The 19,838-nt window shown below is 68.2% G+C and carries 23 protein-coding genes and 1 riboswitch; of the genes, 14 read left to right on the top strand and 9 right to left on the bottom strand.

What is annotated here, in order from left to right; genetic code table 11:
* Nucleotides 1–135 precede the first annotated feature (135 nt).
* The 6 genes from ACIPRI_RS22235 to ACIPRI_RS22210 all read left to right on the top strand — a co-directional run bounded on the left by ACIPRI_RS22235 (nt 136) and on the right by ACIPRI_RS22210 (nt 6,837).
* Nucleotides 136–597 carry a (2Fe-2S)-binding protein gene (locus ACIPRI_RS22235; protein ID WP_446623660.1) on the top strand — a complete coding sequence of 154 codons (462 nt, stop codon included), beginning with the start codon at nt 136–138 and terminating at the stop codon, nt 595–597.
* Between the two features lie 3 nt (nt 598–600).
* On the top strand, nt 601–2,811 hold the full coding sequence (locus tag ACIPRI_RS22230; protein WP_446623659.1) for a molybdopterin cofactor-binding domain-containing protein: 2,211 nt from the start codon (nt 601–603) through the stop codon (nt 2,809–2,811).
* A complete protein-coding gene (locus tag ACIPRI_RS22225; RefSeq protein ID WP_446623658.1) occupies nt 2,811–3,434 on the top strand; it encodes an Isoquinoline 1-oxidoreductase subunit in 624 nt (207 codons plus the stop codon). The genes ACIPRI_RS22230 and ACIPRI_RS22225 overlap by 1 nt, the downstream gene beginning before the upstream one ends.
* A 118-nt stretch (nt 3,435–3,552) precedes the next feature.
* Nucleotides 3,553–4,584: a transporter gene (locus ACIPRI_RS22220; protein WP_446623701.1), complete on the top strand. Its 1,032-nt coding sequence runs from the start codon at nt 3,553–3,555 to the stop codon at nt 4,582–4,584.
* A 94-nt stretch (nt 4,585–4,678) separates the two neighbouring features.
* A complete protein-coding gene (locus ACIPRI_RS22215; protein ID WP_446623657.1) occupies nt 4,679–5,578 on the top strand; it encodes a UDP-2,3-diacylglucosamine diphosphatase in 900 nt (299 codons plus the stop codon).
* Complete coding sequence (locus tag ACIPRI_RS22210) at nt 5,575–6,837, top strand: glycosyltransferase (protein ID WP_446623656.1); 1,263 nt, start codon at nt 5,575–5,577, stop codon at nt 6,835–6,837. The genes ACIPRI_RS22215 and ACIPRI_RS22210 overlap by 4 nt, the downstream gene beginning before the upstream one ends.
* Here the strand turns inward: ACIPRI_RS22210 and trxC are convergent.
* Nucleotides 6,752–7,195, bottom strand: a complete 444-nt coding sequence (trxC, locus tag ACIPRI_RS22205; RefSeq protein ID WP_446623655.1) for a thioredoxin TrxC — start codon at nt 7,193–7,195, stop codon at nt 6,752–6,754. The genes ACIPRI_RS22210 and trxC overlap by 86 nt on opposite strands.
* A gap of 133 nt (nt 7,196–7,328) precedes the next feature.
* On the opposite strand from trxC, the gene ACIPRI_RS22200 reads away from it, so the two are divergent.
* Both ACIPRI_RS22200 and ACIPRI_RS22195 read left to right on the top strand, forming a co-directional pair.
* Nucleotides 7,329–8,351, top strand: a complete 1,023-nt coding sequence (locus ACIPRI_RS22200) for a methionine synthase (RefSeq protein WP_446623700.1) — start codon at nt 7,329–7,331, stop codon at nt 8,349–8,351.
* Nucleotides 8,352–8,398: 47 nt separating this feature from the next.
* A complete protein-coding gene (locus ACIPRI_RS22195) occupies nt 8,399–9,646 on the top strand; it encodes an MFS transporter (protein ID WP_446623654.1) in 1,248 nt (415 codons plus the stop codon).
* Nucleotides 9,647–9,650: 4 nt separating this feature from the next.
* On the opposite strand, the gene ACIPRI_RS22190 is transcribed toward ACIPRI_RS22195, so the two are convergent.
* Genes ACIPRI_RS22190 through ACIPRI_RS22180 form a run of 3 tightly spaced genes read right to left on the bottom strand, consistent with a single transcriptional unit; the run spans nt 9,651 to nt 10,377 of the window.
* Complete coding sequence (locus tag ACIPRI_RS22190) at nt 9,651–9,935, bottom strand: 2Fe-2S iron-sulfur cluster-binding protein (RefSeq protein WP_446623653.1); 285 nt, start codon at nt 9,933–9,935, stop codon at nt 9,651–9,653.
* Nucleotides 9,932–10,201 carry a VF530 family protein gene (locus tag ACIPRI_RS22185; protein WP_446623652.1) on the bottom strand — a complete coding sequence of 90 codons (270 nt, stop codon included), beginning with the start codon at nt 10,199–10,201 and terminating at the stop codon, nt 9,932–9,934. The genes ACIPRI_RS22190 and ACIPRI_RS22185 overlap by 4 nt, the downstream gene beginning before the upstream one ends.
* A 29-nt stretch (nt 10,202–10,230) precedes the next feature.
* Nucleotides 10,231–10,377: a hypothetical protein gene (locus tag ACIPRI_RS22180; RefSeq protein ID WP_446623651.1), complete on the bottom strand. Its 147-nt coding sequence runs from the start codon at nt 10,375–10,377 to the stop codon at nt 10,231–10,233.
* A 118-nt stretch (nt 10,378–10,495) separates the two neighbouring features.
* Here ACIPRI_RS22180 and ACIPRI_RS22175 point away from each other — a divergent pair, with 118 nt between their 5' ends.
* Entirely contained in the window at nt 10,496–11,014 is a 519-nt protein-coding gene (locus ACIPRI_RS22175; RefSeq protein WP_446623650.1) for an N-acetyltransferase family protein, read from the top strand.
* Nucleotides 11,015–11,054: 40 nt separating this feature from the next.
* Nucleotides 11,055–11,160, top strand: a riboswitch (TPP riboswitch).
* Nucleotides 11,161–11,278: 118 nt separating this feature from the next.
* Nucleotides 11,279–13,195 (top strand): phosphomethylpyrimidine synthase ThiC, encoded by a 1,917-nt coding sequence (thiC, locus tag ACIPRI_RS22170; RefSeq protein ID WP_446623649.1) that lies wholly within the window; start codon nt 11,279–11,281, stop codon nt 13,193–13,195.
* Here the strand turns inward: thiC and ACIPRI_RS22165 are convergent, their stop codons facing one another.
* Both ACIPRI_RS22165 and ACIPRI_RS22160 read right to left on the bottom strand, forming a co-directional pair.
* On the bottom strand, nt 13,196–13,711 hold the full coding sequence (locus ACIPRI_RS22165) for a hypothetical protein (protein ID WP_446623648.1): 516 nt from the start codon (nt 13,709–13,711) through the stop codon (nt 13,196–13,198). It lies immediately after the preceding gene.
* Nucleotides 13,712–13,722: 11 nt separating this feature from the next.
* The gene (locus ACIPRI_RS22160; protein ID WP_446623647.1) at nt 13,723–14,550 is read right to left on the bottom strand and encodes a DUF2092 domain-containing protein; all 828 of its coding nucleotides are present in this window, start codon (nt 14,548–14,550) and stop codon (nt 13,723–13,725) included.
* Nucleotides 14,551–14,681: 131 nt separating this feature from the next.
* Between ACIPRI_RS22160 and ACIPRI_RS22155 the strand changes: the two genes are divergently transcribed.
* From ACIPRI_RS22155 to ACIPRI_RS22145, 3 genes are all read left to right on the top strand, one after another.
* Nucleotides 14,682–15,599 (top strand): DUF808 domain-containing protein, encoded by a 918-nt coding sequence (locus ACIPRI_RS22155; RefSeq protein WP_446623646.1) that lies wholly within the window; start codon nt 14,682–14,684, stop codon nt 15,597–15,599.
* 155 nt (nt 15,600–15,754) lie between these two features.
* Complete coding sequence (locus ACIPRI_RS22150) at nt 15,755–17,164, top strand: selenium-binding protein SBP56-related protein (RefSeq protein WP_446623645.1); 1,410 nt, start codon at nt 15,755–15,757, stop codon at nt 17,162–17,164.
* Nucleotides 17,161–17,847, top strand: coding sequence for a hypothetical protein (locus tag ACIPRI_RS22145; RefSeq protein ID WP_446623644.1), 687 nt, complete (start codon nt 17,161–17,163; stop codon nt 17,845–17,847). Before ACIPRI_RS22150 ends, ACIPRI_RS22145 begins: the two co-directional genes overlap by 4 nt.
* Before the next feature lie 13 nt (nt 17,848–17,860).
* On the opposite strand, the gene ACIPRI_RS22140 is transcribed toward ACIPRI_RS22145, so the two are convergent.
* From ACIPRI_RS22140 to ACIPRI_RS22130, 3 genes are read right to left on the bottom strand one after another with little or no spacing between them, the layout of a single operon-like run.
* The gene (locus ACIPRI_RS22140; protein WP_446623643.1) at nt 17,861–18,340 is read right to left on the bottom strand and encodes an anthrone oxygenase family protein; all 480 of its coding nucleotides are present in this window, start codon (nt 18,338–18,340) and stop codon (nt 17,861–17,863) included.
* 18 nt (nt 18,341–18,358) lie between these two features.
* Entirely contained in the window at nt 18,359–18,751 is a 393-nt protein-coding gene (locus ACIPRI_RS22135; RefSeq protein WP_446623642.1) for a thiol-disulfide oxidoreductase DCC family protein, read from the bottom strand.
* Nucleotides 18,748–19,308, bottom strand: coding sequence for a DUF4166 domain-containing protein (locus tag ACIPRI_RS22130; RefSeq protein WP_446623641.1), 561 nt, complete (start codon nt 19,306–19,308; stop codon nt 18,748–18,750). The genes ACIPRI_RS22135 and ACIPRI_RS22130 overlap by 4 nt, the downstream gene beginning before the upstream one ends.
* Nucleotides 19,309–19,451: 143 nt before the next feature.
* Here ACIPRI_RS22130 and ACIPRI_RS22125 point away from each other — a divergent pair, with 143 nt between their 5' ends.
* Complete coding sequence (locus ACIPRI_RS22125) at nt 19,452–19,829, top strand: hypothetical protein (protein ID WP_446623640.1); 378 nt, start codon at nt 19,452–19,454, stop codon at nt 19,827–19,829.
* Nucleotides 19,830–19,838 lie beyond the last annotated feature (9 nt).

Raw genomic sequence — 19,838 nt, 5'->3', positions numbered from 1 at the left:
TCGCGCCCGGTGCGCCGGCCTGCCCCATCGCTGCAGGCGCCGCGCATGGCGGCTGGCCTTCGCGTTGCATTTTCTTGCGCAAAAGGCTGGCGCTTGTGACACGATTGACGATCCAGCCACCCCAAGGGGAAGCCAATGGTCCATGTCATCACGGTCAACGGCAAGGCGCGGCGCGTCGATGTGGACGACGACACGCCGCTGCTGTGGGCGCTGCGCGATTCGCTGCAGCTCACCGGCACCAAGTTCGGCTGCGGCATCGCGCAATGCGGAGCCTGCACCGTCTTTCTGGGCGGGCAGCCCGTGCGCTCGTGCGCCATCCCGATTTCCGCGGTCGGCAAACGCGCCGTCACCACCATCGAAGGGCTGTCCGGGCCGGAGGCCAAGGCGGTGCAGGCCGCCTGGGTGGCGCGCGACGTTCCCCAGTGCGGCTACTGCCAGTCGGGCCAGGTCATGAGCGCGGTGGCGCTGCTCAGGCAGGTGAAGAAGCCGAGCGACCGCGACATCGACCTGGCGATGAACGGCAACATCTGCCGCTGTGCCACTTACGACCGCATCCGCGCCGCCATCCATGACGCGGCGCGCACCCTGGGAGGCTGAGCCATGTCGTCCCTTCCTGTTGTCCTCAACCCATCCCCGAGCGATCCCTCGCGCCGGGCCGCGCTGCAGGCGGGCGCCGGCCTGGTGATCGGCGTCTGGCTGGCGCCCTTGACTTCCGGCAACGCGCTGGCAGCGGCCAAGGCGGCCAAGCCGTCCCCCGAAGTCTTTGCGCCCAACGCCTTCGTGCGGGTCGGCACCGACAGCCGCGTCACGGTGCTCGTCAAGCACATCGAATTCGGCCAGGGCCCGTTCACGGGCCTCACCACCCTGGTGGCCGAAGAGATGGACGCTGCCTGGTCGCAGATGCGCGCCGAGCACGCGCCGGCCGACGCCAAGCTGTACAACAACCTGGCTTTCGGTCCCTTCCAGGGCACCGGCGGCTCCACGGCCATCGCCAACTCCTATGAACAGATGCGCATGGCCGGCGCCACCGCGCGGGCGCTGCTGGTGACGGCGGCCGCCAACGCCTGGGGCGTGCCGGCCAAGGACATCACGGTGCGACGCGGCATGCTGCACCACGCGTCCACCGGCCGCCAAGGGCGCTTCGGCGATTTCGCGCTGGCGGCCGCCAAACTGCCGCCGCCCACCGACGTGAAGTTGAAGGACCCCTCGGCCTTCACCCTGATCGGCCGCGAGGGCGCGGTGAAGAAACTGGACGTGCCGGCCAAGACGGACGGCTCTGCGCAGTTCACCATCGACATCCACGAGCCCGGCATGCTGACGGCGGTGGTGGCGCATCCGCCGCTGTTCGGGGCCAAGGTCGCCAGCGTCGATGCCGCCGAGGCGCTGAAGGTGAAAGGCGTGGTGGCGGTCAAGCCGCTGCCCATCGGCGTGGCCGTGTATGCGGAGAGCACCTGGCCGGCCATCAAGGCACGCGAGAAGCTGCGCATCACCTGGGACGATTCCGCGGCCGAGAAGCGCGGCAGCGAGCAGTTGCTGGCTCAGTACCGCGAAGTGGCGCGCACGCCCGGCAAGGTGGCGGGCAGCCACGGCGATGTGGATGCCGCCTGGGCCTCGGCCGAGAAGGTGGTGGAGGCCGAATACGCCTTCCCCTACCTGGCCCATGCGCCGATGGAGCCGCTCGACGGCTACCTGCGCTTCGACGCCCAGGGCGCGACGGCGCGCTTCGGCAGCCAGGTCCAGACCGCGGACCAGGGCGCCATTGCCGCGGTGCTGGGCATGAAGCCCGAGCAGGTGGCCATCCAGACCATGCTGGCCGGCGGCAGCTTCGGCCGGCGGGCGCAGGCGGGCGCCGATTTCGCGGTGGAGCTGGCCATGGTGGCCAAGGCTTTGGGCCCGCAGCGCCCGGTCAAGCTCATGTGGACGCGCGAGGACGACGTGCAGGGCGGCTTCTACCGGCCGCTGTTCGTGCACCGCCTGCGCGGGGCGCTGCGCGGCGGCAAGGTGGTGGCCTGGTCCGACACCATCGTCGGCCAGTCCTTCATCCTGGGCTCGCCGATGGAGTCCATGGTGGTCAACAAGGCCGGCATCGACGAGACCATGGTCGAGGGCGCCGCCGAGACGCCGTACAAGTTCGACGCCTTCCGCTGCGACGTGCACGTCCAGAAGGTGGGCGTGCCCACGCTGTGGTGGCGCTCGGTGGGTGCCACCCACACCGGCTACGCGGTGGAGTGCTTTGTCGACCAGCTGCTGCAGACGCTGGGCCAGGACCCGGTGGCCGGGCGCCTGGCCATGTTCGGCGAAGACCCGCGCTTTGCCCGCACCCTGCGCGCGGTGGCCGAGCTGTCCCAATGGTCGGGGCCCAACGCGGGCAGCGGGCGGGCGCGCGGCGTGTCCATCGTCAAGTCATTCGGCACCTACGTGGCGCACGTGGCCGAGGTGTCGATGGGCGAGAACGGCGAGCCGCGCGTGCACAAGGTGTGGTGCGCGGTGGACTGCGGCCGCGTGGTCAATCCCGACGTCGTGCGCGCGCAGATGACCGGCGGCATCGGCTTTGGCCTGGGCCACGTCCTGTTCGGCGAGATCCGCATGGAGCAGGGGCTGCGCGTGCAACGCAACTTCGACAGCTACCGCTCGCTGCGCATCCACGAGATGCCGGTGGTCGAGGTGCGCATTGTCGAAGCGACCGAGAAGCCCACCGGCGTGGGCGAGCCCGGCGTGCCGCCGATCGGCCCGGCGGTGGCCAATGCGCTGGCGCGCTTGCCGGGCGGCGAGCGGCCGCGCCAGTTGCCGATGGTGCGGGAGGCCGCGTGATGAAAAAGAAAAAGAACATTCATGCGGGCTGGTTGGTCGTCGCGCTGCTTCTGCTGCTGGCGCCCGTCGCCGCGTCGGCACAGGAGGCTGCTGCTGGCGGCACGCTCAAGCCGGTGTCCGAGTTCGACAAGATCGCCGACCGGCAGGAGCGTGCCATTGCGCTTTTCAACGAGGCCGGCAAGGTGATCCAGAGCCCGCGCTGCCTCAACTGCCACCCGGCCGGCGAGCGGCCGACACAGGGCAATGCGCTGAGCCCGCACCAGCCCTGGGTGGTGCGCGGCAACGATGGCTTCGGCGCCGCCGCCATGCGCTGCGCCACCTGCCACCAGGCCGCCAACTACGACGTCGCGCGCGTGCCCGGCCACCCCAAGTGGCACCTGGCGCCGCTCTCGATGGCCTGGCAGGGCAGGACGCTCGCGCAGATCTGCGAGCAGATCAAGGACAAGTCCCGCAACGACAACATGGACATGGCCAAGCTGGTGCACCACATGGCCGAGGACTCGCTGGTCGGCTGGGCCTGGCAGCCGGGGGCTGGGCGTACGAGTGCGCCGGGGTCGCAGAAGGAGTTTGGAGCGCTGATTCGGGCCTGGGCGGATGCGGGGGCGTTCTGCCCGCGGACGTGAGCTGGCGACGCCGGCATGACATATGGCTGTCACATGCGCGGTGGAGCATCCCAGTCTTGTCCTGCCGTCATGAGCCCGTCGTCTTCCTCGCCGAAGGACGCCCCGACCTCACTTGCCCCTGAACTCCCTCGATGCCAGCGCCGCCGCCAACTACGGCGGCGATGAAGCCGGCCTGATCTGCGGCTTTCTGTTCGGCGCGGACGGCATCGGCCGCCCGCTGGGCTCGGCCGCCGCCGCGCAGTGGCTGGAGGGCGGCATGCAGGCCAGCGGCTTCGCCTGGCTGCACTTCAACCTGGCCCATGTGTCGGCCGAGCGCTGGCTGGCGCGCCACGCCGGGCTGTCGCCCGACTTCTTCGAGATGCTGCACGACGGCATCTATTCCACGCGCATCGAGCGGGTGGAGGACGCACTGAATGCCGTCATCAACGACGTGCATTTCGACTTCGAGCTGGACGCTTCCGACATCTCGACCCTGTGGATCAGCGTGGACCGGCGGCTGGTGCTGACGGCGCGGCGCAATCCGCTGCGCTCGACCGACCGGCTGCGCACCGCCATCGGTCGGGGTGAATCGATCCGCTCCACGGCCGACCTGCTGGAGCGGCTGATGCGCACCCAGGCGGACGTGCTGGTGGGCATCGTGCGTGCGGCCACCGCCCGCGTCGACAAGATCGAAGACCAGTTGCTGGCCAGCCGCCTGAACACCAAGCGCTCGCGCCTGGGAGGCCTGCGCCGCGTGCTGGTGCGGCTGCAGCGCCTGCTGGCGCCGGAGCCCGCGGCGCTTTTTCGCCTGCTGCAGAACCCGCCGGCCTGGATGGTCGCCGGCGACGTGCAGGAACTGCGCGCCGCCACCGAAGAGTTCTCGGTGGTGCTGCGCGACATGCAGGCTTTGCAGGAGCGCATCAAGCTTTTGCAGGAAGAGATCGCCGCCAGCGTCAACGAGGACAACAACCGCAGCCTGTTCGTGCTGACCATCGTCACGGTGCTGGCGCTGCCGATCAACATCCTGGCCGGCCTGTTCGGCATGAACGTGGGTGGTATTCCCTTGGCCGAGGACAAGGACGGCTTCTGGATCCTGGTGGCGGTGGTGCTGGGCTTTACCGTGATCGCCGGTTGGATCACCTTGCGGCGCCACCGCAAGGACCGCAGTTGATGGCGTTGCGTTGACGCCGCGGTTTCAGGTCTGTCACCCAAGATTCATGGCGCCGACACGGCGGCGACACCGAGCGACGCAAACATGAGCGTCCATGCAAAGAGATGACGCCTTTCTTGCCGCATGGCGCGACACCGCCGCAACCGACGATGTCGACGCGAGCGGGCCGGATGACATCGTCACCCGTCCGCCACAACGCTTTCGAACACTGTGGATTTCCGACCTGCACCTGGGCACGCCCGGTTGCCAGGCCAAGGCGCTGCTCGACTTCTTGAAGCACACCGAGTGCGAGACGCTCTTCCTGGTGGGCGACATCATCGACGGCTGGCAACTGCGCCGCCAGTGGTACTGGCCGCAGGCGCACAACGACGTCATCCAGAAGCTGTTGCGAAAGGCGCGGCGCGGCACCCGTGTCATCTTCGTGCCGGGCAACCATGACGAGTTCGCCCGCAAGTACATCAACCACACCTTCGGCGGCGTCGAGGTGGCGGAAGAATGGGTGCATGAGACGGCCGATGGGCGCAAGCTCTGGGTCATCCACGGCGACCTGTTCGACGCAGTGATCCAGTGCGCCAAGTGGCTGGCCTACCTGGGCGACACGCTCTACGAATTCACCCTGAAGCTCAACCGTCATCTCAATTCGATGCGGGCGCGCATGGGGCTGCCTTACTGGTCGCTGTCCAAGTACCTGAAGCTCAAGGTCAAGCGCGCGGTGAGCTACGTCGGCGACTTCGAATTCGCGGTGGCGCGCGAGGCGCGCAAGCGCGGCCTGCAGGGCGTGGTGTGCGGCCACATCCACCACGCCGAGATGCGCGACATCGACGGCATCCTGTATTGCAACGACGGCGACTGGGTGGAAAGCCTCACCGCGCTGGCCGAGCACGCGGACGGGCGCCTGGAGATCCTGCAGTGGTCCGAGCACCTGCCCGTTTCGACCAAGGCAGGGGCGCGCGCAGCCCGCGCGGCTGCTGCGACGACGACGCAGACGGCATGAGTGCGGAGCCGTCCGCGCCCATCGTCGACCTGATCTATTTCAACGCCGGCGGCGGCCATCGCGCCTCGGCGCTGGCGCTGGCGTCGGCGATCGAACGCGCCGGACTGGGCTGGCAGGTGCGCCTGGTGAACCTGCGCGAAATGCTCGATCCCAGGGACGGCTTTCGCAAGCTCACCGGCATGGACCCGGAAGACCTTTACAACAAGCGTCTGGCGCGCGGCTGGACGGTGGGCCTGGCGCAGGAACTCAAGCTGCTGCAGGGCCTGATCCGCTGGGGCCACGCGCCGCTGGTGCGTCAGCTGCAGCGTGCCTGGCTGGAGCGCGAGCCGGACCTGGTCGTCTCGCTGATTCCCAACTTCAACCGGGCGCTGTACGAGTCACTGGCCAGCAGCCTGCCCGGCGTGCCTTATGCGACGGTGCTGACCGATCTGGCCGACTACCCGCCCAACTTCTGGATCGAAAGCGGCCTGCCCATCCACCTCGTCTGCGGCTCGGCGCGCGCGGTGGCGCAGGCCAGGGCGGCGGGCCATGCGCCGCAGCACATTCATGCGACCTCGGGCATGCTGATCCGCACGGCCTTCTACGACCCGCCGCCGCTGGATCGGGCGGCCGAACGCGCGCTCTTGAGGCTCGACCCGCATCGCCCGACCGGCCTGGTGCTGTTCGGCGGCCAGGGCGCCAAGGCGATGCGCCAGATCGCCAGGCGCCTGCCGGACACGCAGCTGATCCTGGCCTGCGGCCACAACGCCGCACTGGCCGACGCGCTGCGCGAATTGCCATCGCGGGCACCCCGGCTGGTGCTCGGCTTCACGCCGGATGTGGCGCGCTACATGCAGCTGGCGGACTTCTTCATCGGCAAGCCCGGCCCCGGCAGCGTGAGCGAGGCGGTGCAGATGCAGCTGCCGGTGATCGTGGTGCGGAACCGCCACACCCTGCCACAGGAGCGCTACAACACGCACTGGGTGCGCGAGCAGGGCGTGGGCATCGTGTGCCCGAGCTTTGCGAAGGTGGACGAGGCGGTGCAGGACATGCTGGCGCGCCTGCCCGAGCTGCGCGAGGCCACGCGGCGGGTGCGCAACCGGGCCGTGTTCGAGGTGCCGGCGATCCTCAGGACGATCCTGGAAGCGGCGCAGCTGCCGCCGGCCGAACGCGCCTTCAGCGCGCCTGCGCCCGCTACATCGAATGCTGCTGCGCCCAGTGCACGATATCGGCCGCGCCCATCGCGCCGGCCTGACGGGCCACCTCGCGTCCGCCCTTGAACAGGGCCAGGGTCGGGATGCTGCGGATGTTGTGGCGCGCCCCCAGCGCGGGCACCGCCTCGGTGTCGACCTTGGCCAGCCGCATGTGCGGCTCCAGCCGCGCCGCGGCCTGCTCGAAGCCCGGCGCCATCTGCCGGCAGGGCGCGCACCAGGGCGCCCAGAAATCGACCAGCAGGGGGATCTCGTTGCGCGCCAGGTGGCGGTCGAAACTCTTCTCATCGAGCGCCACCGAACGCCCGCCAAACAGTGGCTGGTGGCAGCTGCCGCAGTCGGGCGCGCTGCCGAGCTGCTCGGCCCGCACCCGGTTGGTGGTGTGGCAATGCGGGCAGACGATGTGCAGGGTGTCGGCGGTGGTCATGGCGCAATAGGTACGGGCGGGTGAGCCGGATTGCAAGTGTGCGCTTGCGCGTCATGCACTGCTTCACTGGACTAACATGCCGCAGCCCATTGCCCGCCAGGGCGACAAGGAGACCGCCATGACCACCCGCCCCCTGTTCAGCGCCACCATTGCCGGCAGCCTGCCCAAGCCGTCCTGGCTGGCCGAAACGCAAAAGCTCTGGCCCCAGTGGAAGGCCGAGGGCGCCGAGCTGGCCCAGGCCAAGCAGGATGCGACCTTGCTGTGGATCAAGGCGCAGGAAGACGCCGGCCTGGACGTGATCGGCGACGGCGAGCAGTCGCGCCAGCATTTCGTTCACGGCTTTCTGGAGCAGGTCGAAGGCATCGACTTCGCGCACAAGGTGAAGATGGGCATCCGCGACAACCGCTATGACGCGATGGTGCCGCAGGTGGTGGCGCCGCTGCGCCTGAAGGGCCGTGTGCACGCCGGCGAAGCGCAGCTGCTGCGTGCCCGCACCGGCAAGAAGATCAAGTTCACCCTGCCGGGCCCGATGACCATCGTCGACACGGTGGCCGACCGCTTCTATGGCGACAAGGTGAAGATGGCGATGGCTTTTGCCGAGCTGCTGAACATCGAGGCCTTGGCCTTGCAGGCCGATGGCGTGGACATCATTCAGTTCGACGAGCCGGCTTTCAACGTCTACATGAAGGACGCCGCCGACTGGGGCGTGCAAGCGCTGGAACGCGCGGCGCAGGGCCTGACCTGCACGACCGCGGTGCACATCTGCTACGGCTACGGCATCCAGGCCAACGTGGACTGGAAGGCGACCTTGGGCGAGGAATGGCGCCAGTACGAGCTGGTGTTTCCGGCGCTGGCCAGGAGCAGCATCGACCAGGTCAGCCTGGAGTGTTTTCACTCGCACGTGCCGCCGCAGCTGATGAAGCTCCTGGACGGCAAGGACGTGATGGTGGGCGTGATCGACGTGGCCAGCGACGTCATCGAGACGCCCGAGCAGGTGGCCGACACCATCGGCGAAGCCTTGAAGTACGTGCCCTTGCAGCGGCTGCTGCCCTGTACCAATTGCGGCATGGCGCCGATGGACCGGGAGGTGGCGCGCTTGAAGCTGGAGGCCTTGGGCAAGGGCGCGGCCTTGGCCCGCGCCCGCTACGGTTCCTAGCGCCGTACGGCCCCGCTGGGGAGCAAGCCGCTATCCTCGGCACCCCCATGCACGCCGACCCGACCCAGCCCGCCTTCTCCGACCTCACCCGCGAACGCCCCTATATGCACCTGTGGGCGTCCCGCGTCTTCGGGACGGCTGCCATGCAGATGCTGATGGTGGCCATCGGCTGGCACATGTACGAGCTGACCTCGAGCGCCTGGGACCTGGGCCTGGTGGGCCTGTACCAGTTCGCGCCCGCCCTGGCCCTGGCGCTGTGGGCCGGGCACGTGGTCGACCGGCATCATCGCGGGCGCATCGTCGCCATCTGCCTGGCGGTGCAGGGCGTGGTGGCTCTGGTCCTGTTCGCGGCGGAGGCCTCGCACCAGGCCTCGCGCGGATTGCTGCTGGGGCTGTCGCTGGTGCTGGGCGCGGTGCGTGCCTTCCAGATGCCGGCGCAGCAGGCGCTGGTGCCGCTCCTGGTGCCGCCGCTGGCGCTGCCGCGCGCGATGGCCTTCAGCTCGGCCGGCACGCAAGGGGCCATCATCGGCGGGCCGGCACTGGGCGGCCTGTTGTTCGTGGCGGGCGCGGGTGCGGTGTACGGCGCGAGCCTGCTGCTCTTCGTCGTCGCCGCGCTGCTGGTGGTGCGGCTGCGCTATGTGCAGCCCGAGCGATCCAGGGAGCCGGTGACCGTGCAGACGCTGCTGGCGGGCGTGCACTTCATCTGGCAGCGCAAGACCGTGCTCGGCGCGATCTCGCTCGATCTCTTTGCCGTGCTGTTGGGCGGCGCCGTGGCGCTGCTGCCGATCTATGCCAAGGACATCCTGCACACGGGGCCCTGGGGCTTGGGGCTGCTGCGCAGCGCGCCGGCGGTGGGCGCGCTGGTGATGTCCATCGTGCTCACGCGCCGGCCGGTGGAGCGGCACGTGGGGCGCACGCTGCTGGCGGCGGTGGCGGCCTTTGGCGTCTGCATGATCGTGTTCGGGCTCTCGCGCAGCTTCACCTTGTCGCTCATCGCGCTGGCTGTCTCCGGCGGCGTCGACATGGTCAACGTGGTGATCCGCCAGACGCTGGTGCAATTGGAAACGCCGGATGAGATGCGCGGGCGCGTCAGCTCGGTCAACTCGATCTTCATCGGTGCCAGCAACCAGTTGGGCGAGTTCGAATCGGGCGCCACTGCGGCCTTGCTGGGGCCGGTCGGCTCGGTGGTGGCGGGCGGCATCGGCACCGTGCTGGTGGCGCTGGGCTGGGTGAAGTTGTTTCCGACGCTGGCGGAGCGCGACCGGATCGTGGCGGCGCCTATCAGGAAGGAATGAGTGTTCAGTCGGCCAGCAGGGCGAAGGGGATCTCCAGCGTGAGGTCGGCCAGCGGCTCGGCGATGCAGGGCAGGGTCCAGCCCTCGGCCTTTTCCTCGGCCGACAGGCCCGGCCATTCGATGCGGTAGCGCACCGAGCCGCCGCCCCTGATCTCGCAGATGCAGGTGCGGCAGGTGCCGTTGCGGCAGGAACTGGGAATCTCGATGCCGGTGTCCTCCGCCGCCTGCAGCAGGGTGAGCCCGGGCGCCGCCTCGAACTCGTAGCCCGCGGGCTCGATGCGGATCTTCATCCGGGCGGCTCTTGGCGTTGTTGCTGCTGCTCGCGCTTTTGTTCGCGCAGCATGAAGAGGTACAGGCTCTCGACCTTCTCGCGTGCCCACGGCGTCTTGCGCAGAAACTTCAAGCTGGAGCCGATGCTGGGGTCGACGTTGAAGCAGCGCACCTGGACGCGGTCGCCCAGCCCCGGCCAGCCGTAGTACTCGACCAGCGCCGTGAGGATCGCCTCCAGCGTGAGGCCGTGCAGCGGATTGCGCGGCTGCGCCGAAGGGGTGTTCATGGGCGTGACCGGAGGCGCTTGGGCCAGCCTTACTTGTTCTTGTCCTTGCCGCGCGGAATGATCGCGGTGGTCATGGGTGGCGCCATCGGCGCGCCCGAGATCGGCTTGGGCGGTGCGCCGCTGTCCTTCTTGGGCTTCTTGCCTTCCTTGTTGCTGCGTTGCTGACCTTTTGCCATGGCGGGTTCTCCGTATTTGCTGTGTATCCGGAAGTTTAGAGGCGAAAACCCCTGCCGCCATCGCAGGCGACAATAGAGGGCTTTTCCGCTTCTTCTTTCTTTCTCCCTCTCGTTCATCATGTCCGACTACGAAGTCCGCCCCGCCACCCTGCGCGACGCCAAAGCCGTTGCCGAAGTTCATGCCGTTGCCGCGAAGGCTGCCTACAAGGACATCCTCCCCGAAGACCAGCTGAGCGTCATTGCTCCCGCCTCGCGCGAAGCCAAGTGGCGCGAAGCCATCGAGTTCAGCGAGCCGCAGATCCACGTGGCCGAGGTCGACGGCGAGATCGTCGGTTTCGTCGGCTTCGACCGTTCGCGCGACCCCAAGACGCCCGCCACGACCGGCGAGATCTGGGCCCTGCACATCAAGCCCGAGCATTGGGGCAAGGGCGTCGGCGTGGCCCTGTGGGATGCTGCGCGCGAAGGCCTGGAAGAAGAGGGCTGCACCACGGTCACCATCTGGGTGCCCCTGCGCAATGACCGCGCGATCCGCTTCATGGAACTGGCCGGCTTCAAGCGCGAAATGAAGACCGCCAAGACCACCGCCATCGGCACCGTGCGCATCGAGGAGATCCGCCTCAAGCGCGACGTGACCTGAGTTTTTTCGGTTGACCGACGGGCAGGCTGCCCCCACAATCGCGCCTGCTCCGGGGTGCACCAGTGTGCTGAGACGGCCTGATTGAAGGCCGGACCCGAGAACTTGATCCGGTTAATACCGGCGGAAGAAGAGCTGAACCTGAGAAGCCTGCCAAGGCGCGCGTCCCTCTCCACAGGGGGTAGTTCGCAGACGGCAAGCACCTCTCCAGGGCACTTTCCGGAGCAACGTCTTAGTGCAGTTGCTACCACCCGGAAAGGACCCCCGATGAACGCCCCCCTCGATCCGAAACTCGCCAGCTTCACCGAACTGCTGGCGCGCACCCGCGAGCCGTTTCCCGCCTCCACCAAGACCCACATCCAGGGCGCGCTGCACCCCGAGATCCAGGTGCCGATGCGCGAGGTGTTGCTCACCAACGGCGAAACGGTGTCGCTCTACGACACCTCCGGCCCCTACACCGACCCCCAAGCGGAGATCGACATCCGGCGCGGCCTGCCGCCGCTGCGGCGCGGCTGGATCGACGCGCGCGACGATTCCGCCTTCTATTCGGGCCGCACGCTCCAGGCGCTGGACGATGGCACCAAGGACGAGGCCAGCGCGCGCGTGGCCGACCTGCGGCGCGAGGCCGCCAGGCTGCAGCGCATGCCGCGCAAGGCCAAGGCGGGCGCCAACGTCACGCAGATGCACTACGCCCGCAAAGGCATCGTCACGCCCGAGATGGAGTACGTCGCCATCCGCGAGAACGGTCGGCGCGAATGGATGGCCGAGTACATGGGTGACGCCGCACGCGAGGCCAGGCTCGCTGGCAACCCGCTGGGCGCCAAGATCCCGAAGATCGTCACGCCCGAGTTCGTGCGCGACGAGGTGGCGCGCGGGCGCGCCATCATCCCGGCCAACATCAATCACCCCGAGATCGAGCCGATGGCCATCGGGCGCAACTTCCTCGTGAAGATCAACGCCAATATCGGCAACTCGGCCGTCACCTCGAGCATCGAGGAAGAGGTGGAGAAGCTGGTGTGGGCGATCCGCTGGGGCGCCGACAACGTGATGGATCTTTCGACCGGCCGCAACATCCACACCACGCGCGACTGGATCGTGCGCAACTCGCCGGTGCCCATCGGCACCGTGCCGATCTACCAGGCGCTGGAGAAGGTGGGCGGCGTGGCCGAAGACCTGACGTGGGAGATCTTTCGGGACACGCTGGTGGAGCAGGCCGAGCAGGGGGTGGACTACTTCACCATCCATGCCGGGCTGCGCCTGCCCTTCATCCACCTGACTGCGGGGCGGCGTACCGGCATCGTCTCGCGCGGCGGCTCGATCATGGCCAAGTGGTGCATCTCGCATCACAAGGAAAGCTTCCTGTACACGCACTTCGAAGACATCTGCGACATCATGAAGCAGTACGACGTGAGCTTTTCGCTGGGCGACGGCCTGCGCCCGGGCTGCGCGTCGGACGCGAACGACGAAGCGCAATTTGCAGAGCTGCGCACCCTGGGCGAGCTGACGCAAATCGCCTGGAAGCACGACGTGCAGACCATGATCGAAGGCCCCGGCCACGTGCCCATGCACCTGATCCAGGCCAACATGGAAGAGCAGCTCAAGCACTGCCACGAGGCGCCCTTCTACACGCTGGGCCCGCTGACCATCGACATCGCGCCGGGCTACGACCACATCGCGAGCGCCATCGGCGCGGCCATGATCGGCTGGTTCGGCACCGCCATGCTGTGCTACGTCACGCCCAAGGAGCACCTGGGCCTGCCGGACCGCGAGGATGTGAAGGCCGGCATCATCGCCTACAAGATCGCGGCGCATGCGGCCGACGTGGCCAAGGGGCACCCGGGTGTGCGGGCACGCGACGACGCGTTGAGCAAGGCGCGTTTCGAATTCCGCTGGCACGACCAGTTCAACCTGAGCCTGGACCCGGAGACGGCGCGCGACTTCCATGACGAGACCTTGCCCAAGGACTCGAGCAAGGAGGCGCATTTCTGCTCCATGTGCGGCCCCAAGTTCTGCTCGATGAAGATCACGCAGGAGGTGCGCGAGTTCGCTGCCGCGCAGGGTGGCCTGTCGGACGACGACGCGCTCGCGCGCGGCATGACGCAAAAGGCGCAGGAATTTCGCCGCGCCGGCGGCGAGTTCTACATCCCGATCGCGCCGGCCGGTGAAGGCCGGGGCGAAGCCTGATCAGTACGGCGGGTTGACGACGACGTACTGGCCCGCCTGCGGCATGTACCACGCGCCGCCGCATTGCTGGTAGACCATGCCGCCGTAGTTGACCGGCACACAGCCTGCCGGCACGGTACGGACCATGGAGCCGACGATCGCGGAGGTCACGGCGACCGTCGCGGTGACGGCGGCGGCCGTGGCCACGGGGTGGTAGTCGTTGTCCCAGCCGCAGCAGCCGCCGTGATTGTCGACGTTCACATTGACGTTGCGGTTGGAGTTGACGTTGACGTTGCGGCTGGCATTGACGTTGGTGTTCGACACGCTGTTGACGCTGTTGCTGCGCACGTTCTGCGTGCGCGCATCGGCGTGCGCGTTGTTGACCTGTGGCCGCGCGCCGCCACCGCCACCGCCACCGTGCGCGCGCGCCCCACCGCCGCCGCCGTGCCTTTGGGCTTCGGCGGGGGCCATGGTGCTGGCCAGGAACAGCGCGACTGCGCAGGCGACGAGCGGGCGTCCGATCGAGAGCGTCTTCATGGTATGTCCCTTCATTGCTTCTTGACCGGCACCATGTCGATGCTCTTGGCGCCGCTTCGCGGCACGAAGGTGAAGCTCGAATCCGCAAATGCCGGCTTCAGGTTCCAGTGGAACAGGGTGGTGGATTGCGGGCGCGCATCGTCGCCCAGATTGGTGACCACCAGCTTCTGGGGCAGCGGATTGCTGCCGGTGCTCAGCCAGATCTGCCAGTCGATGCCGGCCTGGCGGAATGCGTAGTGGTCGCACAGCTTGCCCCCGACCACGGCCTGCCCGGCGTTCATGGCCGACTGCAGATTGTCGAAGGGCGCGGCAGGGGTGCCCCAGGCGAACAGGTCCGCCGCGGGAAGCTCGACGCCGTAGTTGCTCTTGAGCCGGCCGACGAGATCGCCGACGGTGCCGGAGAAATCGACGGCGGAGTAGTAGTTCGCGTCCGGGAACTGCAGCGTGACCTTCTTGCCGTCGTAGTACATCACGCGTTGCGCCATCGGCGTGGCGGTGTGGGCCCGCAGGCGGTTGGGCTGCGCGACCTGCAGGTCGGCCTGGGCCGAGTGCATCAGCTTCTGTCCATCCTGCAAGACGCGTTCGCCGGTGAGATCCAGCGACACCTCGTAGCGCCGCAGGGACTGCAGGGCGGCCCCCATGGCCTTCAAGGCCTGGACGGCCGCCGGGTCCACCGCATTTTTCTGCGCGGTCGACTGGGGCGCAGCGGCGGCGGCGCTTGCGCTCGGGCTCGCGCTGGAGGCCGGCGGCGTGCCGGGCGTCGCTGCAGGCGGCGAGGTGCCGCAGGCGCCCAGCAGCAAGGCGGCGCAGAGGACGGTACTGAATTTCGTAGGCGTCATAGGTGAACTCCGGATGCGTAAACGTGAACGAGTGTGCGAAGGCGCGAACCATACGATGCCCGCCGCACGCTGTCCAGCTTGCCAATTACCATCGGATCATTTCGGCAACTCAGCAAAAACATCCATCTGCCATGGCCTCCAGCCTCCTGCTCCTGCTTGATGACATCGCCACCGTGCTGGACGATGTCTCCATCCTCACCAAGGTCGCGGCCAAGAAGACGGCCGGCGTGCTGGGCGACGACCTGGCGCTTAACGCGCAGCAGGTGTCGGGCGTGAAGGCGGACCGCGAGCTACCGGTGGTGTGGGCGGTGGCCAAGGGCTCCTTCGTCAACAAGGCGATCTTGGTGCCGGCGGCGCTCCTGATCGGCAGCTTCCTGCCCTGGGCGGTGATTCCGCTCTTGATGATCGGCGGCGCCTTCCTGTGCTTCGAGGGCGTGGAAAAACTGGCCCACAAGTTCCTGCACAAGGAAGAGGCGCAGGCAGATCAGGCGCAGCTCGAAGCGGCCCTGGTCGACGAGAAGATCGACCTGCGCGCGGTCGAGAAGGACAAGATCAAGGGCGCGATCCGCACCGACTTCATCCTGTCGGCCGAGATCATCGTCATCACCCTGGGCACGGTGGCCGGCAAGCCCTTCACGACGCAACTGGCGGTGCTGGTGGGCATCGCCGTCGCGATGACGGTGGGCGTGTACGGCCTGGTGGCCGGCATCGTCAAGCTGGACGACCTGGGCCTGTACCTGAGCCGGCGCGCCGGCGCCCTGGCGCGGGCCATCGGCAATAGCCTGCTGCGCGTGGCGCCGTGGCTGATGAAGGCGCTGTCGGTTGCCGGCACCGCCGCCATGTTCCTGGTGGGCGGCGGCATCCTGGTGCATGGCGTGCCGATGCTCGGCCACCCGATGGAGGAATGGCTGGCGCAGTGGGGCGGCTGGACGGCGACCTTGGGCGGCATGCTGGCCAATGCGCTGGTGGGCATCGTGGCCGGCGCGATCGTGCTGGCGGTGGTCGAGGTGGTCAGGAAGCTGCTGCCAAAGCGCGAGGCAACGGCCTGATCGCTGCGCGGGGGAGTGGCCCATGCGGCTGCGGCCAGCTCATCCGTTCCACTCTTACTTTTGGTAGACAGAAAAAGCAGGTGCGCTGGCGCATACTTTTGCCCCTGCGCCTTTCTCGCGGTGTGTGCATCCCGTCCTTGTCGGAAGGAGCCGCCATGTTGGAATCCCTGCGTACCGATCCCACTTTCCACCCCTCGCCGCGCCTGGCGATGGAGGCGGAACCCGAGCGCATCGCCTACACCGCGCTCTTGTCGCCTGACGGGTCGCGCCCCGATGCGCTGGCGGTGGTCGACGTCGATCCGTCTTCCAAAACTTACGGCAGCGTGCTGCACCGGCTCGACATGCCCCACAAGGGCGACGAGTTCCACCACTTCGGCTGGAACGCCTGCAGCTCGGCCCTGTCGCCCATGTCGGGCCATGCCTTCCTGAAGCGCCGCTATCTCGTCATCCCGGGCATCCGCAGCTCGCGCATCTACATCGTCGACACGCAGCCCGATCCGAAGAAGCCGCAGATCGTGCGCACCATCGAGCCGGAAGAGGTGGTGAAAAAGACCGGCTACTCGCGCCCGCACACGGTGCACTGCGGGCCCGAGGGCCTGTACATCAGCACCCTGGGCGGGGCCGGCCCCGACGGCACCGAAGGGCCGCCCGGCGTGTTCCTGATGGATTGCGAAAGCTTCGAGATCTTGGGCAAATGGGAGATCGAGCGCGGCCCACAAAAGCTGCACTACGACTTCTGGTGGAACCTGCCGCGCGACTACATGGTGTCCAGCGAATGGGGCCTGCCGCCGCAGTTCGAGAACGGCATCATTCCCGAAGAACTGCTGGGCAACCGCTATGGCCACCAACTGCATTTCTGGGACCTGCGCGGACGCAAGCACCTGCAGACCATCGACCTGGGCGCCAATCACCAGATGGCGCTGGAGGTGAGGCCCGCGCATGACCCGGTGCGCGAATGGGGCTTTGTCGGCGTGGTGGTCGACACCAGCAACCTCGAAGGTTCCATCTGGACCTGGTGGCGCGAGAAGGACGGCACCTTCAACGCGAAGAAGACGGCGGTGATCCCGCCCGAGCCCGCCGAAGCCGACCTGCTGCCGCCGCTGCTCAAGGGTTTCGGCGCGGTGCCGCCGCTCATCACCGACATCGACTTGTCGATGGACGACCGCTTCCTCTACGTGGCCTGCTGGGGCACCGGCGAGCTGCGCCAGTACGACGTGAGCGACCCGATGAACCCGCGCCTTTCCGGCAGCGTGCGCATCGGCGGCATCGCCAGGCACACGCCGCATCCCAACGGCACGCCCTTCGGCGGCGGACCGCAGATGACCGAGATCAGCCGCGACGGCAAGCGTGTGTACTTCACCAACTCGCTCTACAGCAAGTGGGACCCGCAGTTCTATCCCGATGGCATTCCGGGACGGCAGGTGATGTGCAACGTGGGCGCCGACGGCGGCATCGCGCTCGACCCGAAGTTCATGGTGGACTTCGGCGCCGAGTACGGCTCGCACCAGATCCGTCTGCAGGGCGGTGATTGCTCCACCGATTCCTTCTGCTATTCGTCGGCGTGAGCCAGGCTGCAGAAAGCGCGCAGCTTCTTTTTTCCACGGCGTCGCTGTGGGCCGGCGTGGTGGCGCTGGGCCTCTACCACGGGCTCAACCCGGCCATGGGCTGGCCGCTGGCCGTGGCGCGTGGCCTGGAGGACCGGCGCGGCGCGGCCGTCTGGATGGCCTGGCTGCCGCTGGGCGCGGGCCACCTGCTGGCCATGGCGCTGGTGCTGCTGCCCTTTGCGCTGCTGAGCTGGCTGGTCGACTGGAGCCGCGAGATCCGCATCGGCGCGGGCCTGCTGGTGCTGCTGTTCGGTACAGCGCTGCTGGTCTTCGCGCCACGCGGCCTGCACCGGCACCGCTGGCTGGCGCGCATCCGGCCCACCGAGCTGGCGCTGTGGTCCTTCCTCATGGCCACGGCGCACGGCGCGGGGCTGATGCTGCTGCCCATCTTCATGGGCCTGTGCGATTCGCCAAGCGCCGCCGCGACGGAGGTGGCGACGCTGATGATGCGCGCCAGCCTGGGCACCGCGCTGCTGGTGTCGCTGATTCACACGCTGGCGATGATCGGCGCCGGACTGGGCCTGGCCTGGCTCGTCTATCGCTACCTGGGCCTGCGCATGCTGCAGCGCACCTGGCTGAACCTGGACAGGGTGTGGGCGCTGGGCCTGATGGCGGCAGGGGCGGCGGCGCTGGCGACGGCTTGAAGAGGGCGGCCAGTCAGCCCGTCAGTGCCGCCGCGGCGCAGCCGCAGGCGACCGTCGAGGCGACCGTGCGCACGTGGTTCCAAAACGTCCATTCGCGCACATACACCGGCCAGTAGGCCAGCGCTTCGGGCGAGTCGGCGCGCAGGCCGGCCAGCCGGTTGTTGCGCGGCACGTTGCAGGCAATGGTCACGCCGAAGCAGGCGATCACGTAGCTGAGCCCGGCGGCGGCCGACATTAGCGAAAACCTTGCACTTGCCCAGCCGGCAAAAAAGGCAGCTGCCAGCACGCACAGCAGCCCCAGCAGCGCCGTGCCCATGAAGACACCCAGGAAGAGGGGGTTCAGCACCACCACATTGATGCGCTGCATGGCCGCCACGCCTTGTTCGGCTGGCAAGTCGGCCAGTGCCTTCATCACGAAGCTGGAGAAGGCGAAGAACACGCCGGCGATCAGGCCGGCACCGAGGCAGGTGGCAAGCAGAAGAAGGTCGAGCATGGCCGGCCTTGAAAAAAACTAGTTGAGAAAGCGCGCAGCATGGCGCGCATCGGGCATCAGGCAAGTTTCCGAGCGCCCGAACAGCCGGTAGCGATTGCGGGCCAGCGCGCCATACAGCGCATCGCGCAGCGGCGCCGGAATCAACCACGCCAGCCAGGCCAGGCGCCAGGGCCAGCCGAGTGCGCCCAGCACACGCAGGATGGCGGCGGTTTGCTGCCAGGTGCGCTGGTTTTCATCCACCAGCAGCAAGGTCTGCAACGTGTCGACCCGCAGGCCGGCATCGGCGAGCAGCTTCTTGCCGGCCGCGCCCTGGATCGAGGCGAAGCGGAACACCCCGCGCCGGTCATGCTTCAAAAGGAACTTCACCCAGCCGTTGCACAGAAGGCACTGGGCGTCGAAGACGACGATCATGGTTGGCTCGCGCAAGCGGAAGGCAGCATCAGCTGGCCATGGTAGCTGGCGACCAGGCCCACCAGCGGCACCGAGGCAGAGACCCTGAACGCCAGGTGCTTGCCATGCCCGGTCTCTTGCGCCACGATGCGCGGCATCAGCCAGGACGGGCAGGGGATGCCGATGAAGCGCATGCGCGTGAGCCGCATCGCCAGCATGCCGCCCTGTTCCTGCAACTCGAAGCGCAGCCGCGCCGCGCCCAGGTGCTCCTCGATCACCTCGCGCGCCCGCAGCCGCAGCTGCGAGCGCATGAGCCGGTGCGGGAACAGGCGCGTCCAGGTCTCGACCTCCGGCCGCGCATCGAGCTCGAAGCGGATCGGGCCCCGCAGGCTGCGCAGCGGCGTGCCCAGGCACAGGGCCAGCAGCTTGCCCGGCATCGAACGCGGCGCCACCGTCTCGACCCAGCCGAGCAGCACGTGCCGGCCGGCCAGCTGGTGAAAGCGCTGCACGGTCGGATGCAGGCGCGTGAACGCGCTGCCCATGGCGCGCTCGTACATGGATGGCTCAGAGATTTGCATCAAGGCTTCTGTTCTTCTTTTCATGCGGCGCGGCAGCATGGCGCCGCCGCGGCGCATCCGCCTACAACTTGGGGGCGCACTGTGCCTTACCCTGGCCTCCCCGGCAAGCCCAGGTGCAGGGAGAGCGCGGCAAGGAGGTGTTCATGAAGAAGCTGTTTTTGAGGTGCTCCGTGTTGGCGCTGCTGGCGACCGGCAGCGGCACCAGCGCATGGGCGCAAAGCGCGCCGGGCGCCCCATCGTCCGCCTGCGATGGCGTGCAGCAGGACAAAGCTGCTTGCCAGCGCGAGGCCGGCGCGGCGCGCCAGGCGGCGGGCCAGCCGGGCGGGCTCACCAGCGGCAGCCCCGGCGCGCTGGATGCCAACGCGCTGGCGCGCTGCCAGCAGTTGCCCGCTGCCGAGCAGGCGGACTGCGAGGCGCGCATTCGCGGTGGCGCGAGCAGTTCCAGCAGCGGCAGCGTGATGGGCGGCGGCGTGATCCGCGAGACGGTCACGCCGGTACCGGCACCCGAGGCCGGCAAATAGAAATCAGGC

The sequence above is a fragment of the Variovorax sp. LARHSF232 genome, from assembly GCF_052871435.1.
This window is presented reverse-complemented; position numbering and strand designations above follow the sequence as displayed.